This window comes from Paraburkholderia sp. EG286B (genome assembly GCF_040965655.1).
In the GTDB taxonomy this organism is placed as follows: Bacteria; Pseudomonadota; Gammaproteobacteria; order Burkholderiales; family Burkholderiaceae; genus Paraburkholderia.
Map to the genome: position 1 here is coordinate 1 of NZ_JBFRCF010000034.1, position 14,361 is coordinate 14,361.

A 14,361-nucleotide genomic window follows, 5' to 3' on the forward strand; every position below is an offset into this window, starting at 1 on the left:
CGTCGCGGAGAGAATTCTCGGCCACCACCGGTCACTCCGTAAGCGCGCCATCCTGATCAGAAAAGGCCGCCCTGCCGCGTGTCCCGCGCCGGGGGCAGCGACGCCCGGGCGCGCCGGGCCGCCGCACATTCGCGACCAGTTCCGCCCTCGCCGCTCAGGAAGCCCGTCTCGCTGCCCAGCGTCAGGCCATCGGATCGATACGATCCCGACACGTCAGGAGGTACACCACTCCCGCAGTTACCTCACTTGCTGAAGACGGGGTTTTGCACCGGCTGCCTATGTTGGGAGGTTGGGCGCCGCAAGACCGTTAGTCGCATTTATTGGCTGGACGACCATCGCGGTTGGCAGCAGACGGGATTTGACAGTTGGGCCGGGTAATGTCGAAAAAATGGACCCGGTGATCGGCGCCCCGCGGCCGTCAACCGTCGCGCACGCCCGGTGCGATATGGACAGGGATCGGCATGCTACCACGCACCCCGCCGCCCCGCTTAGCCAGGCGTCAGGTCCCTGGAAGCTGCGGCATCAATCAGAAGGCAGCGCGGGTAGCTGTTGTTGGCGGCCCCGCTAACGGAAACTGCAATCGCTCCCGCTTCCCGATTACAAAGGAGTACGCTTCACGAGCGGGAGTCTGTAGTCGGCTGCGCTGCAACGGAGAGACTGGCATTGCAGGGGCTACGTCAGCTCTGTCATTACGATACATCGACGACACCAGCGCATTCAGGCCCGTGTGCCCTTGCGGCGACGCACCCACTCAGCGAAGGCTTCATCCTCGATGCGGTACTCACCGATGGCGAGTCTCGTAACGATGTTGTGAGACTGGAGCCGGCGTAGGGCATGAGCAGCCGTGTTCTTCGTGGCCCGCTTTCCGGTTAGCCCTGTGAGCCGCGCCAGACCCGCGGCACCGTGGATATCCCCTTCCCCACGCGCAAGCATGGTAACGACCGCCTGGTCTGCGGGATTCAACTCGGTCCACTGCCTGAGAAAGTGTTCATCCGAAAATACCGACGTCCTCGTATGTGCGAGCGCCGCCTCGTCGCCCTGGAGCTGGTAGAGCATGTACCGCTCGACGAACCGCTTGAAGAACTCGGGCGTTCGATGCAGTTCCTCGAACGCGTGCATTCCCTGCTCCAATGTCAGCCTGTGACGAGCCATGCTGTTCAGCAGCTTCACCGTGAAAGCGACGAATTCCTCACCAAGCAATGGAAATGGCTCCAGCGCCGCCCAGTTGTAGAACGGCTCGGAGGCCCGGGCAAACATCTCACGCAGCGTCGTCTCCGAACTCCCTGCAAAGATCACCTTGATGCGATCCTTGCGAACGTCGAGTGCCGCGCGCAATGCATGCGCGAAGTCGCTGTGGTCCGCAAGGGCGAGAACCTGCGCCTCGTCTATGACGAGGAGCAGCGGCCGTTTCTGTTTGTCGAGTTGGCGGAGCACCTCGCGAAGTGCCACCGCACTGTCGCCTGCCGCGCCGAGCTCGGCCTCGAGGGAACCCTCCGCTCCCGCAATCCTGGCGGTCGCCTTCAGCTTCCTCACCGGACTACCGAGTTTTGCGAGCACCGCCCTCACACCCTGGGGTTCGAGTGCTTCCGCAAGCGCGCTGACCAGGGCTTCATCTGGCGCAGAACGTTTGTCCCAAAGGTTCGTATACGCCACGAGGCAGTTTCTCCCGGCCGCGGCTGGCAGCAGGTCCCGGCGGAGAAATTCGGTCTTTCCCATGCGCCGGCGCGCAAATAGCCCGCGAGCAGACGAAAGCTTCAGGTCAAACGCCTGGAGATAGGCAGCAGCGAGGTCTGGCCGGGGAAAATGCCAGGGGTCCGGCTGCAAGGTTTCAAGTGGTATCATTGATTATGATTGGTATCAAATATCATGATACCGGATGATACTGCAGCGGGATGCCCAGCGCAAACGAGAAGTGCCCGGTAACGACGACGATTCCCTGCCTGCCGGCGCCCCCTGCGTTCGTTGTGCTATCAGGCGGGCCTGCACCTTCGCCAGGATCGACTGGCAGCAGTGGGCGGCACGCGGCCAACATGTGTGCTGCACAAGCTCGCGGAAGAAGATCACTCTCCGGCGCGACTGCAAACGCCCCGGACGCAACATTCGCCATGTCGACGCGAGCACCCATTCGTTATCAACAGCCGTATGTGTACTTGCGCAGTTGTAAACTGGATATGAGCGTGGCTCAGCCTGATACGCTACCTCGCCTCAACCCGGGGCTGAGGCTTCGGTCGTGTTCGCGTCAGTCGTGACTTCCGCGCCAGGCCGCTGCGGTCAATCGTTCCACCGCCGCGTAATATCGCGCCTGCGAAGCAGCCGCGCCGTCGTCCTGATTCGCCTTCAAAATGTCAAACAGATGCTCTGCGACAACCGAGCCGATCGCGTGGATTGCGTCGTGTCGTGTAAGCCCCTCTTTCCTGAGGCGATGCATCGCCCGGACCACGGGGTCGAGCCTCAATGCAAGCTGGTTTTCGACGATCACGTGTAGCGTGGCATGCAACCTGGCGTTGGGAAGCTTGATCCGGGCTGCGCGATGCCAGGTTTCGACGAGAGCAATTCTCTCCTGCTCATCAAGATTGAGCCATGATTCAGGCTCAGACTCGCGCTCGGGGTTGTACGCTTCCATCATTCTGCTCATTGAAAACAATGCGGTCTGCGATCGCGTCGTGTTTCTCCGTACTGGTCTACGGCAGCAGCCCGGCGATCCGCTGGCGAGTACGCGGGTGCACAGGCGGTGGAGAAGTCGTCAGTCAGATGCATTGCGACATCCTGGCGCCACATGACGCGCGAGCACGGCCGCGACGAACGTATTCCCGGGGCTCGACGCAAACTGGTCCCGCAGACGTCCGTTCAGCTCGTCCCGTTTCATGCCGGTGGCGAGCGCCGCGGTCCATTTGTAAGAGGTCGTACGTGCCATGATGTCATGGGGGCGCCATATCAGCGCGTATTCATGTAGGCAGCATAGAGGCCCGCATGCAGGCCACGTAACGCCGCGCGACGCTCGACAAGATCATGCTGACGACCCTGGCGCTCAAGGCTCAGAATTTGCCGCAGCAATGACGTTGCCCGCTCCGCGTCGACGTGCCGCGAGAGCCGCGCTTCGCGCAGCCGGTCCGCGAGCCCTGGCTTGACTGTAAGCAGCCAGGCGGGAAACCAGGCGAAATCAGCCGCGTCACCGGTCCCGGCGAATTCCGCATCAAACTGCCGCCGCAACGCATCGAGCACGCGATCGCCAAGCCGACCCATCATCGCCACGAACCGCGCTGGCGCGAGCCACGCCAGTTCCGTCAACAGCGGCCAGGCGACGTCGAGCCCTTCTAACCGGTAACGCGCCTCGGCCGCCCACTCGAGTGGAGCGGGGATGCGCCACCAGGACGGAATCTGTTCAGCCGCCTGTCGTGCCTTGTCCCAGTCGCCGGCGCACAGCCATAACGGCGCGGCGCAGTCATCTGTAGCGCCCGCGTGAAAGGGAAGTCTTGCAGCCCGTTCGGCCAGCGCACGCCAGCAGGGGGCGAGCCACGCCTGCACACAAGTCAGGGGCAGGACGCGCTGCGCAGCCGCCGCAATGGTTTCACTGAGTTCGCGCCGGGCAACAGCCAGTTCGGCATGGTCCGCAAACGGCCAGCGGCAATCGGCCTCCAGCGCCAGCACCAGCACCAGTGTGCCAGACGCCAGGAGTGTGCCGTCGCCCGGGTATTGCGCCCCAAGACGCGTCCACGCGGCCCGCGCCGCACCCGCGTCCCGGCGCAGCAGCGCGTCTACCACATCATTGCGCAACATCACGTCGCGGCTGTCGGCGAAAATGTCGAGCTGTTCCACGGCGAGTTCACCCCCAAAGAGCTGACTGGACAATGGATCGAGGCTAGCCCATTTCACCACATCGCGAAAGATGGCCCTCCTCGTCGACCGACTCGATGATCGCGCACTGGCGTAGGAAGGTCGGCTAGCTGCGGCGCAGCAAATGCGCCGCTGATTCCCGCCCCCATGCCCATGAGTTCTGTTGCCTGCCGATTGAATCTCCGAAGTCGCGAAAACTTGTCGAAAGGGCAAGGAATTCTACTTTCCAGGCGTGGATGCCACATTGACGCTTCCCGATGCAGACGTGTAGCCGGAGGGCAGGGCCCGCATGGATCGCCCGTTTCAAACCATGCGCTCGCGGGAACGCGGCTGAACTGACATCTGCCAGTACCTGCTAAACCGCGACGCCTGCTGCGCGGATGACGCTTCGCGCCGGCCCTCGCTCGTATCCCGCAATCCATATCATTTGTCGCCCGGAGCTTTGAGGGCCGCAAGCCTGCAGACGGAAATGATCCGTGACCTGGTGTCTTACAGGGACCACGATGACGCCAAGGGTCGTTCAGGTTGGCCCTGTCTGCGGCACCCCGGCGAGATGCAGGATCTTTGCAGCGACCCTGCGGAAAAACGCGTCGTCCCGCTCCTTCTGGGCAGCGTCGTCGGTAACGTGATGCTCGATCAGGATGCCGCGTCGCTTCATGATTTCCTGCGTACGAGACTTGCGTTCAAGGTAGTTAGGATCGTCGGCGCCCATCGTCTCAATGACGACACGGTGGAGCCGTGCCGTGACGCCGACGGCAGCCACCGATCGGAACGTCAGTTCGAAGTCGGGCCGGCACCACAGGCTCGGCGTGTCGGTCTGCCTCACCTCCCGGTCAAACAGCGGTTTCCACAGCGTCACCTCAACGCCGTGCTTTTTGACCCATGCCATAACATCGAACAGCAATTTCAGCGTAACGCGCTCGTACCGGCTGTCCAGCGGCACGGGGCGCGCAATCGAATACGCATGCTGTGCGAACGCTTCCCGGAAGCGTGCGTTGCCGTCGCGATCGCGGTCGACGACGCTGAGCACCCAATAAGGGGGCTCCGTCAGTCGCTGATCGCGGCCACCTGCACGGATGCCCTTTTCGGGGCGCACGACACACTCGCCCATGCTTGTTTTCTTGATTGCAACGCCTGCACGAATCTCGTCGGCGACGAACAGCAGGAGCGCGCTGCGTGCCTTCCGCTCCGGCCACACCAACGCGTCGATCTCCGTCATCTTATTGTTGAGAGGAGTCCATGGCTTGAAATAGAGTATCTGCGATAGCGACAGCTGCGGGCTCAGCGCCTGATCTGCTGCATATGCCTCGAGCCGGTCCCACGATCTGGATTTGTCATTCAACGCGTCGACGAGCAGCCGTGCGAAGTCAGCGTCCTCAAGAAGCGTATGCAGGATGCGTCCGAGCCGCGGCAGGCGGCGGCCCCGCTCGCCCACGCCGCCCCCTGATCCCGTCGAACCGCCCGGCCGTGCCGCACCTTCATGGAGATCGTCCAGATAGTCAAGCGCGTCGGCCACCGGTCTGAGCGGATTGTGCTGGCCTAGCCGCGCGCAATCATCGCCCGGCCCAACGTTTTCCGGCTCCGGCGTCTGACGGAACGACGCGAACGCGCAGTAATGCTCGCCGTACTGATGCATGCGCACGAAATGACGCGGGCCATCGTCACGGATCCGGGCGGTGAGCCGCGGCCGGCCACCGGGTGCTCTGACGCAGTCGCACTCGAGCCACAGACGCACATGTCGTCCGTCGTGCATCTCTTCGAGCACGGCTTCCACGAGTCTGGCGTCCTCAGGCCGCACTTGCTGTCCGTCGCCGCAGAACCGCCGCACAGCTGCAGCTTCTTCAGCACTCAGATGTCGCCTCACCGTCCCGGGGTGATCCCGCTCGACAAGTTCCATGTTGCGCTCAGTGTAAAGGTCGGACGAGCATCGCGAGGCTGTGCACGCTCTGGAGTGACACCTCGTAGTCACGCAACCAGCCATTCATCTGGCCGGCGAACGGTGGGGTGGATACAGCTGCGCGTGTGTCTGATACAAGCGGTGTGGGTGGCTGGGACGCGAACGATAGCCGTTCAAGGCGGACGATGCGTGATGAATGACTGCTCATGCGCACAAGACCTTCTTCGGCAAGAGTGCAAAGCATGTCGTTGATCTGCACCATCGACGTATCGAATCGCCTGGCCAGCTCGCCCGCCAGGTACTCGCGGCTCGACTCCATGATCTCAAGCATTTTTGCAGATGTGAGTTTCATCGGATTCCCCAGGAACAATGCTGAGAATGTACTGCCATTGCCAGGGTCCCGTCGCCGCCTGCGCATGAAAAAACCCGAGGTGCATAGCTGCGAGCAAGCCAGTTTCGCGCTCACGGGCATCGCGCGCACCGACGCCTTTGCGGAGATGCGCATGCAATTCCTTCGGTGCAAAACTGCTGCTGCATCCAGACGCACGTACCGCCGGTCTGTCTGCAAAGCGACACGGGCACGCTCGTCGGCGGCGGCCGCCGGGTTCTCCAAGGGGTATCCCCTTGGAGCACGGTATATGTAGACGGAAATGCGTCAGCATTTCCGTCTACATATACGTCGTGCCTCGACCTCCAGCCGAGCGCCGATCGATAGATCATCCATGGATCGTGATGAATCGACTCTCAATCATTTCTGGATAGCCTGCGGATCATGAAAGATCGCATACCTAACAGATAGGATGCAGCTTTCGATCATTCGCGGCATACTGTGCCCGTCCCCCTGACGTGAGCGCTCAAAATGGACGCCCTGATTGCCGTACAACGCGCGCAACGCCTCGACGCCCTCGCGGCTTCGTCCGATGGCCGGTCCAAGACCGCCCAGCTTCGCGACGTGTTCGAGAGCGTCGAACGTGCCATTCGCTCGGGCGTCCGGTACGCCGCGATCATCCAGGAACTCGCCGCAACCGGACTCGTCTTCACCTATCAGACCTTCGCTCTGACACTCAAAAGAATCCGGCGCGAACGGGGCATCGTGTCCAGCCTCACGCGCGCGTCACAGGCGGAAACTGGCCCGGCAGTCAGCCGTGCTCCCGCAGATGTGCCAGGGCAGGCGGCCAACCCGGTAGCAGCCGAACGCGGTGTGCCCGACAGTGAAACTGGCGCGGCCCCGGCTGAGGCGACTGCGCGCCTCGCCGTGCGTGAGCGTCGCCCGATTGCGCCTGTCGGTGCAAAGCTACCCGACGACTGGCTCACCGCAAAACTGACGCCTGAACAGAAACTCCTCTTGACGCCTGAACATCGAAACGCACGCGCAAACGCCAAGGTCAAACAGTACTGGCCCAACCCGTTCGACCCGGTGCCGCCTGAAAAAGACAAACCGGCATGAGCGCCGGTAACTGGTGTCCAACTGATCACCGCTGGAGTGGACGTTACTGTGATCAGGAACTGGTTTGGACACGTCAGCCTCGAAACGACGAACCAGTGTGCGCGCGCGAACGTTGAGATCAAGCGACGCGCGCTTGAGCGGTTCGACCATTCAGCCTGCGCTAGCGATCCGCCACAATGGCGACGCGATCCAGACTTGCTCACGTGGCTTTCTGTGCTGTGATGTGGCCGTAATGCGAAGGAGGCGTCCGCAGTCGCGGTCGTGAAGTGTCTATCAGACACACATTCATCACACTAAGGTATCCTTAGCATTAGTGCGGACAGGACCTCGATGCCGGTCGGCGCTTTCTTGTGCACGTTCAGCGGTCAGAGGGCGAGGCGGGAATACGTCACGTAATCAATGTGCCCGTTCGCGCCGTCATTCACTTCGCAGGGTGTTTCGGTCAGGTCAGTCCGAATCTCTTTAGCCACGGTTATCTCCGGTTAGGCCATCGCAACATGCGAGGCACACAACCATCATAAGGACAAAATATCCCAAGTAAAGAAGATTATCTGAAACGACTTTTGAAATTTACTATTAAAGATATTGCGGGATTTGTAAATGATATGAAGATACTTCAATAATAGGACAAAATATCGCTATACTGGTTGTGTGCCTCGCATGTTGCGATGGCCTAACCGGAGATAACCGTGATTGACAATGAAACCCGCATTACTTCCACTGTCGTTCCCGACGAATTGCGCCTGAACGCCCTGCCGCGCCACCTCGGTCGCCACTACCTGGCCGGTGAGGCCCTGGTGTACGACTGGGCCGCCCGCCTGTGCAGCAGTTATGAGGGCGGCTTCTGGCATTTCTTCTCGCTCTCCAATGACGGTTTTTACATGGCTCCGGCCGGCATGGGCCGCGTGCATGTGCGCTGGCATATGAACGGCTACAGCGACATGATGGGCGCGGATGCCTTCGGCATTACCGTCACCCTCTTCGCCCTCTGTCACCTCTCGGAAAAGCCCCTTGATGACACGCTCATCGAGCGTTACCACCAGTTGCGTGAGTTCGCCACGCAGCACGTGGAAGCGGCCAACATCCTGCGCGCCATCGACTAACAGACCGGCCCCGGCCCCGGGCCGGGTTGGCTCCTTCATTGGGGAATCAAATGAACAAGCTTGCAACTCGTTTTAGTGGGAATGCCGTCGCGCTGCGCTCGGATCGTCCGTTGACGAATGACCAGATTGCAGAGGTTGCGCCTTCAATCCTTGCCCAGTCCGCGCACGAAAGCCGCTCGGCGCGCTACAGCTACATTCCGACAGTCGATGTACTCAACGCCCTGCGCAAGGAAGGGTTTCAGCCTTTCATGGTCTGCCAGACCCGTGTGCGCAATGAGGACATGCGCGATTTCACCAAGCACATGATCCGCATGAGGCAGCACGCCGACCAGAACACGGGCAGCGAAGCCAATGAGGTCATTCTCGTCAACTCGCACGCGGGCCAGTGCGCGTACCAGATGCTAGCTGGAATGATTCGCTGGGCCTGCCAGAACGGCATCGTATGCGGCAACGTGACGAACGATATCCGCATCCCTCACAAGGGTGATGTGATTGGCGAGGTCATCGAAGGCGCATTCAAGGTGGTGAAAAGCTTTGATGAGACGGCAGAGCAACGCGAAGGGATGGCGGCAACGGTGCTCGATGAGGGCGAACAGGTCGCCTTCGCCCGCGCAGCGCTCGCGTTGCGCTACGACGAGGGCGCGCCTGTGCCAGTGACGGAACGGCAGATTCTCGCGCCGCGTCGCGTCGAGGATCAGGGCTCCGATATCTGGACCACCTTCAACCGTGTGCAGGAAAACATGATTCGCGGTGGGCTGCACGGTCGGAACGCGAAGGGCAAGGCGACCACGACCCGAGCCGTCGCGGGCATCGATCAAAACATCCGTCTGAATCGTGCCTTGTGGGTGCTGGCTGACGAACTGCGCCGCCTGCGCGGCTAACCGGATCGCCCCGGCTTTGCGGTCGGGGCGCACCCAGAAAGGGGATCTCACATGGACCTGCTCAACACCCGTCCTACGTGGCTGTCCGCCCTGCTGCCGCTCCTGGCTGTCTGGCAGTACGGAGACCGTGGCATCGTTCGCGGCGAACTGTACCGCATGGCTCTGTCTGCTGATGCGGCGGCTCTATCCGCTGACGCACTCCGGCGCATTGCCAGCATGCTCGACCACGAAGGCAATCCAATCGAGACGCACCGCGACGAGTTGCGCGACATTGCTCGCGCGGCCCTGTCGAACTTCGAGCGAGTGCCGCCCTGCGCGCCTGTTGCGATGCTCATGGAACACGGCGGCAATCTGCATTAACTTTCGTAATTCTTAGTAATTTTCAATACCCGCGTAGAGGTTGCGCGGGCGAATGAGCTTGTGATGCCTAATATATTGACCATTGCTGAAATCGAGTAGGCGATTAACTACTGGTGCGCCCAGGAATCGCCCGGCACGGACGGGGCGCTGTGTGCGAAAGCGCGCCCCTCGCTGACGTCTACGGCCTGATGATCTATAAGCGCGCCACGTCTGTAGCAGTGTCGCGGCTCACGCCCGAACAGGTCGAATCCGTCCGCACGGCGCTTGGAACCCGGCACCCGCCGCCGCGTTAGCCTCGCCTCCGTCGCGCGAACATTACCGCCGCTCGCTGCCGCCCCTCCCTCCTTGCAAGCCAGGAGGTTGGATAATCACGGGTGAGTCGCGCGCGCCGCGCGCCCGGATCGAGGCGCACGGGGTCCCCCATGGCCGCATCGTCGGACATGGGGAGCGCGCCGGCGCGCCGCGTTAGCGGCGGGACGATCCGGCTGGGCCCAGGCAAACCACCGGTCGGGGTCGTCAAGCGTCCGCAAGGCGGGCGCGTGTTTCCCCCGCGGCGAAGCCGTGGGGGGTGGATTGGTGTCTGGCAAAACGGCAGTATCGACTGTCCCCTTTCGCCGCGCACATAAAATGGATTCAGAAAAAACGAAATTGGGAATGTGAAAAATGAACGTCGACTATCACGTAGAAATCCGTGCAGAGTGTCTGCGCCCGGCAGATGAAGGCTGGGAGCAGCCTCGAGGTGCGGAAGTCCAGGAGCTGGTGCGACGTATCGGCCTGTCCGGTCGGGCGCTTGCCCGGGTACTTGGGTTGAGCAAGCATGGCGGCCGGCAGGTACGGCGCTGGATAAGCGGAGAAACGCCTATCCCCTATATCGCATGGGCAATACTCTGCGATATGGCCGGCTTTGGCACTATCTGGCGTGGTAAAAGCCTCGATGCAGCATCAAGTGGTACGGCTGAGGCAGACGAAGCAGAGGACAGTGAGGAATGACTGGGAACACGTGCCTTTCCTGGCGCGCTCGTTGCAATAGCAAGGAACAGCAAAAGAGGACCAGGTGCTCCATCATCGGCTCCCTGTATAAATATACACATGTAAATATATACAGCCATTACCTCGAACGCAAGTCTCCCGGAAACAACTTACGGCCACGCGATGTCATGTCCGTGACCGCCGGGCGGCTGCGTGGACGGGCAGGATGCGGGCCGGGCAACCGGAAAGGCGGGTTGGCAGGGCGATCAAGCAGCCGGCCGACGTAAAATGCGGGCGGGCTGTTTGCCGGTTGCCGGCAGCAGGTCATGGAGCCAGCGGGAAATTACTGAATGGAGTGTTGTGAGACGAACAGCCGAAAATAAACTGAAGGTCGTGGCCGTGCGGCTCGAACCGGCCATCGAGCACCGCCTGCGCTTGCTGGCTGCGATGACACGTCGCAAACAGTCGGTGTTCCTCCAACTGATCATTGAGCGGGGTCTCGGCGCGATTGAGGATGCGTATCTGCCGCCTGAACTCGTGGCGCGCATCCGGGCAGGTGAACTGCCACCGGTGCCTGGCGAGCCCAAAGCCGACAACGGGCTGGACCTGTTCGGTGATGCCATGTCGCCACCTGTGCGCCGCCGGCGGCGCAATGCGGGCAGGACGAAAACGCGCAATGAACCGTTGCCCGATGATCCCGCGGATCAAACGGATCTAATATCAAGGTAGAGTTTTCCGACCGGAGTCCCGCTCATCAGAAGGCACTCTGACTTGATTTCGTTGATAGGGGCACGCCGGTCGCCGCCGACGCCAATGGCGTCCGCCTCATCTACGTGGTGGGCAGTTCGGACGCAGGCGAATGGGTCTTCGAGCAGGTGAAGCTGCACGACTTCGAGCGGATGGTGGCGAGGCGGCTTGACTTCCCCGACTGTCGGGGGCGCACACGCTACTGGCTCAAGGTCAAGTGCGAGGGCTACAGCCGCCCTGCCGCGCTGGGTTTGGGGCTGGTCGGCGACGCTAGATGACCAGCCCATTAGTTGCACATCGCCCGAAAAGTAAATTATCTACAGAATACGTAGCAAACGCTACAGAGCGGCTTGATTGGCCTTGCCACCAGCCCAGAACTGGCGATCGGACAGTCTTGAGCGGAATATTCGTCCCCTCGGCGTGAAACATTTTCACTACACCGCCCCTATCTCCTTGAGTAGATAGGATTTATTTCCTTTCCTCTTCTATCCCCCGTTGTTTCACGCCGCGCTCTCGGCGTTTCACAACCTCATGCCATTTCGAGGAAACCGCCGGAGAGCATTCCATTTCGGGGGCTTACATAAAGCGACCGACGGAAAGTTTACTTGTCAGGGACAGGGTAAACGTATACAGTCCAACCCAAAATCCGCCGGTCAACGCAAAATAGCGCGACGATCGGCGAATCAGAACATCACCTACTCTAGGACGGCTACATGGCGACGAGTGGAAAGCCCATCGTTTCAATTGCACCGACCGTAAATCACACGCCTACCTCGTTCGCGCTCGATGACATCGAGATCATCTCCGACCACGCGAACGAAACGCTTCTGACCGTGCGTGAGCAGATGCTCATGCCGCACCCCAAGAAGCACGCCCCAGTATTTACCACACCGCAGCTGGCCGCGCTGTGCCGGATCGAGCGCAAGAAGGTGAACTACTACTGGGAGCGGGAGGAGCTCGCCCTCCCGCAAGGCACCAGCATGCCACGTTCGCGCGAATTCACGCTCGCCGAAGCCCGCGAATGGGTCAAGAAGGTTGGCCCGTACGTCCCCCGCCCGGCCGGCGTCAAAGGCAAGAAGATCGCGGTCGGCAACTTCAAAGGCGGGGTCACGAAGACCACAAGCGCGATGACGCTCGCGCAAGGCCTTTCGCTTTTCGGGCGCCGTGTCCTTCTGGTCGACCTTGACCCGCAGGCGTCGCTCAGCGCGCTCAACGGCGTCATAGCAGACAGTGAAGTCACGGAAGACCAAACCATCCTGCCGTTGATCTACGGCGAGAAGGAAGACCTCAAGTACGCGATCCAGCCGACGTACTGGGACGGCATCGACTTGATTCCGGCCAGCGCCGCCCTCTTCTCTGCGGAATTCTATCTGCCGTTCAAGCAGTCGCAGAACTCGGGCTTCCGCTTCTGGGACGTGCTCAACGCCGGCCTGGAACCGCTGCTGGACAAGTACGACGCGATCATCATCGACACGCCCCCCGCCCTCTCCTATGTGACGATCAATGCGTTCATGGCGGCTGACGGCTTGATTGTGCCGATTCCCCCGAACGCTCTGGACTATGCCTCCTCGACCCAGTTCTGGTCGCTCTTCACCGACCTCGGCAAGAGCATGAAGAACGTCGTGCCGGATCTCCAGAAGCGCTTCGACTTCATCCACGTCCTGCTGACGAAGGTGGACGGCAGCCAGATCGCCACCAACAAGGTGCGCGAATGGATCACGCGCTCCTACGACAGTCTCGTCCTCCCCATCGAGATTCCGGCCACGACTGTCACGACCACGGCGTCGATGGAGTTCGGGACGGTGTACGACATCTCAAAGTACGAGGGCAGCAACAAAACGTACCAGCGTGCCCGTGAAGCGTACGACCGGTTCGCGGAAATGATTGACCAGCAGTTGATGGCGCTTTGGGTTGCCGAAGCGCAGGCCCTTGAGGAGGCTGCATGAGCCTGAGCGCAAAACTCGCCGCAAAACAGGCGGCGATTGCGGCGGCCGCAGATGGCAAAGCTGCGACGCCCCGCCCTAACCAAGAAGGTGCGAAGACGGCGCCCGGCAGACTGCTGGAGGCAATGCCTCTGCTGGCCCAGAAGGATCAGCAGATGAAGAAGCTGGAGGAGGAGCTGGAGGAGTTGCGCAGACAGCTCCAAGCGGCTTCCAATGCTGGCGCAGACATCGACCTCGATCAGCTGGTCGAAGTACCCGGCCGCCGCCGGAAGATGTCGAAAGAGAAGTACGTTGAGCTGCGCGAGAACTTGCGGCACAACAAGCTGATTCACCCTGTGGTCGTACGTCGTCGTGCCGACGGGAAGTACGAGATCGTGTCCGGTCACCACCGTGTCGACGCATATCGCGAAATCGGTCGTCTCGAGATCCGCTGCGTGGTCATCGAAGGCAACGACGATGAGATCACGGACGGCGCGTTCAACGCCAACCTGATGCAATCGGGTCTGAGCGACTACGAGAAGTATCTGGGCTTCAAGATTCGCCTCGAGCGGACCCCCGACCTGACTCAGGACGATCTCGCTGAGCGCTATGGCGTGACTCAAGGGCTGGTGTCGAACATCTTCAAGTTCGACAAGCTCCCCTTCGACGCACTTTCGGTCATTGAAGAGAAGCCGGAAATCATCGGCGCTACGGCTGCAGCAGCCCTTGCGAACATCGCGAATCAAGGTGCCGCTGACCGCGTCATCGAAGCGATCAAACGCCTGGCCGCTGGCGAAATTGATCAGGGACAAGCGGTAAGGCTGGCGAAGCAGGATCCGAACAGGGCAGCCAAACCAACTGTAGCCCCTACCTCGGTGAAGATCAAACGGGGCAAGGCGACGTACTGTGACCTCCGCCGTGCCAAGAATGTGGTGCGCTTGCAGTTCAAGACGGACGAGGAAGCAGAGCGGATTCAGGCTGCGCTGGAAAAGCTGCTCGAGAGTGAATCCAAGGCAGAGACGGCCGAAGCACAGGCAAGCTAAAAATAAATCCCTTTTGAATCAGTAACATAAGGGACTAATAGTTGACAGGCGCGCCGGGAATATCAGCGCGCCGAACGAAAATCTAGTGGGACATCGTTCAAAAGCAATCACTTAGGAAAAAACCATGTGATCTGATGCCTGAAAGACAAAGGCCCCCA

Annotated in this window: 14 protein-coding genes; 9 read left to right on the plus strand and 5 right to left on the minus strand. The window is 60.9% G+C overall.

Annotated elements, in window-relative coordinates:
• Nucleotides 1–717: 717 nt before the first annotated feature.
• The 5 genes from AB4Y42_RS38965 to AB4Y42_RS38985 all read right to left on the minus strand — a co-directional run bounded on the left by AB4Y42_RS38965 (nt 718) and on the right by AB4Y42_RS38985 (nt 6,344).
• Complete coding sequence (locus tag AB4Y42_RS38965; protein WP_368697220.1) at nt 718–1,842, minus strand: hypothetical protein; 1,125 nt, start codon at nt 1,840–1,842, stop codon at nt 718–720.
• A 397-nt stretch (nt 1,843–2,239) separates the two neighbouring features.
• Entirely contained in the window at nt 2,240–2,626 is a 387-nt protein-coding gene (locus AB4Y42_RS38970) for a hypothetical protein (protein WP_368697221.1), read from the minus strand.
• Between the two features lie 308 nt (nt 2,627–2,934).
• Nucleotides 2,935–3,816 (minus strand): hypothetical protein, encoded by an 882-nt coding sequence (locus tag AB4Y42_RS38975; protein WP_368697222.1) that lies wholly within the window; start codon nt 3,814–3,816, stop codon nt 2,935–2,937.
• Between the two features lie 538 nt (nt 3,817–4,354).
• Entirely contained in the window at nt 4,355–5,731 is a 1,377-nt protein-coding gene (locus AB4Y42_RS38980; RefSeq protein ID WP_368697223.1) for a hypothetical protein, read from the minus strand.
• A 7-nt stretch (nt 5,732–5,738) separates the two neighbouring features.
• A complete protein-coding gene (locus tag AB4Y42_RS38985) occupies nt 5,739–6,344 on the minus strand; it encodes a hypothetical protein (protein WP_368697224.1) in 606 nt (201 codons plus the stop codon).
• Nucleotides 6,345–6,590: 246 nt separating this feature from the next.
• On the opposite strand from AB4Y42_RS38985, the gene AB4Y42_RS38990 reads away from it, so the two are divergent.
• The 9 genes from AB4Y42_RS38990 to AB4Y42_RS39030 all read left to right on the plus strand — a co-directional run bounded on the left by AB4Y42_RS38990 (nt 6,591) and on the right by AB4Y42_RS39030 (nt 14,203).
• Nucleotides 6,591–7,178 carry a hypothetical protein gene (locus tag AB4Y42_RS38990; RefSeq protein WP_368697225.1) on the plus strand — a complete coding sequence of 196 codons (588 nt, stop codon included), beginning with the start codon at nt 6,591–6,593 and terminating at the stop codon, nt 7,176–7,178.
• A gap of 689 nt (nt 7,179–7,867) precedes the next feature.
• Entirely contained in the window at nt 7,868–8,281 is a 414-nt protein-coding gene (locus AB4Y42_RS38995) for an antirestriction protein (protein WP_368697226.1), read from the plus strand.
• 50 nt (nt 8,282–8,331) lie between these two features.
• Complete coding sequence (locus AB4Y42_RS39000) at nt 8,332–9,162, plus strand: DUF932 domain-containing protein (protein ID WP_368697227.1); 831 nt, start codon at nt 8,332–8,334, stop codon at nt 9,160–9,162.
• 51 nt (nt 9,163–9,213) lie between these two features.
• Nucleotides 9,214–9,522: a hypothetical protein gene (locus AB4Y42_RS39005; RefSeq protein ID WP_368697228.1), complete on the plus strand. Its 309-nt coding sequence runs from the start codon at nt 9,214–9,216 to the stop codon at nt 9,520–9,522.
• Nucleotides 9,523–9,710: 188 nt separating this feature from the next.
• A complete protein-coding gene (locus AB4Y42_RS39010) occupies nt 9,711–9,815 on the plus strand; it encodes a hypothetical protein (RefSeq protein WP_238328148.1) in 105 nt (34 codons plus the stop codon).
• Between the two features lie 370 nt (nt 9,816–10,185).
• Nucleotides 10,186–10,512 carry a transcriptional regulator gene (locus tag AB4Y42_RS39015; RefSeq protein ID WP_081716270.1) on the plus strand — a complete coding sequence of 109 codons (327 nt, stop codon included), beginning with the start codon at nt 10,186–10,188 and terminating at the stop codon, nt 10,510–10,512.
• 192 nt (nt 10,513–10,704) lie between these two features.
• The gene (locus tag AB4Y42_RS39020) at nt 10,705–11,220 is read left to right on the plus strand and encodes a hypothetical protein (protein ID WP_368697229.1); all 516 of its coding nucleotides are present in this window, start codon (nt 10,705–10,707) and stop codon (nt 11,218–11,220) included.
• 731 nt (nt 11,221–11,951) lie between these two features.
• Nucleotides 11,952–13,184, plus strand: coding sequence for a ParA family protein (locus AB4Y42_RS39025; protein WP_368697230.1), 1,233 nt, complete (start codon nt 11,952–11,954; stop codon nt 13,182–13,184).
• The gene (locus AB4Y42_RS39030; protein WP_028215733.1) at nt 13,181–14,203 is read left to right on the plus strand and encodes a ParB/RepB/Spo0J family partition protein; all 1,023 of its coding nucleotides are present in this window, start codon (nt 13,181–13,183) and stop codon (nt 14,201–14,203) included. Before AB4Y42_RS39025 ends, AB4Y42_RS39030 begins: the two co-directional genes overlap by 4 nt.
• Nucleotides 14,204–14,361 lie beyond the last annotated feature (158 nt).

Coding starts and splice junctions, on each gene's coding strand:
- AB4Y42_RS39000 (WP_368697227.1), top strand. CDS start 8,332: ATGAACAAGCTTGCAACTCGTTTTAGTGGGAATGCCGTCGCGCTGCGC.
- AB4Y42_RS39005 (WP_368697228.1), top strand. CDS start 9,214: ATGGACCTGCTCAACACCCGTCCTACGTGGCTGTCCGCCCTGCTGCCG.
- AB4Y42_RS38990 (WP_368697225.1), top strand. CDS start 6,591: ATGGACGCCCTGATTGCCGTACAACGCGCGCAACGCCTCGACGCCCTC.
- AB4Y42_RS39025 (WP_368697230.1), top strand. CDS start 11,952: ATGGCGACGAGTGGAAAGCCCATCGTTTCAATTGCACCGACCGTAAAT.
- AB4Y42_RS38970 (WP_368697221.1), bottom strand. CDS start 2,626: ATGATGGAAGCGTACAACCCCGAGCGCGAGTCTGAGCCTGAATCATGG.
- AB4Y42_RS38980 (WP_368697223.1), bottom strand. CDS start 5,731: ATGGAACTTGTCGAGCGGGATCACCCCGGGACGGTGAGGCGACATCTG.
- AB4Y42_RS38965 (WP_368697220.1), bottom strand. CDS start 1,842: ATGATACCACTTGAAACCTTGCAGCCGGACCCCTGGCATTTTCCCCGG.
- AB4Y42_RS39015 (WP_081716270.1), top strand. CDS start 10,186: ATGAACGTCGACTATCACGTAGAAATCCGTGCAGAGTGTCTGCGCCCG.
- AB4Y42_RS39010 (WP_238328148.1), top strand. CDS start 9,711: ATGATCTATAAGCGCGCCACGTCTGTAGCAGTGTCGCGGCTCACGCCC.
- AB4Y42_RS39030 (WP_028215733.1), top strand. CDS start 13,181: ATGAGCCTGAGCGCAAAACTCGCCGCAAAACAGGCGGCGATTGCGGCG.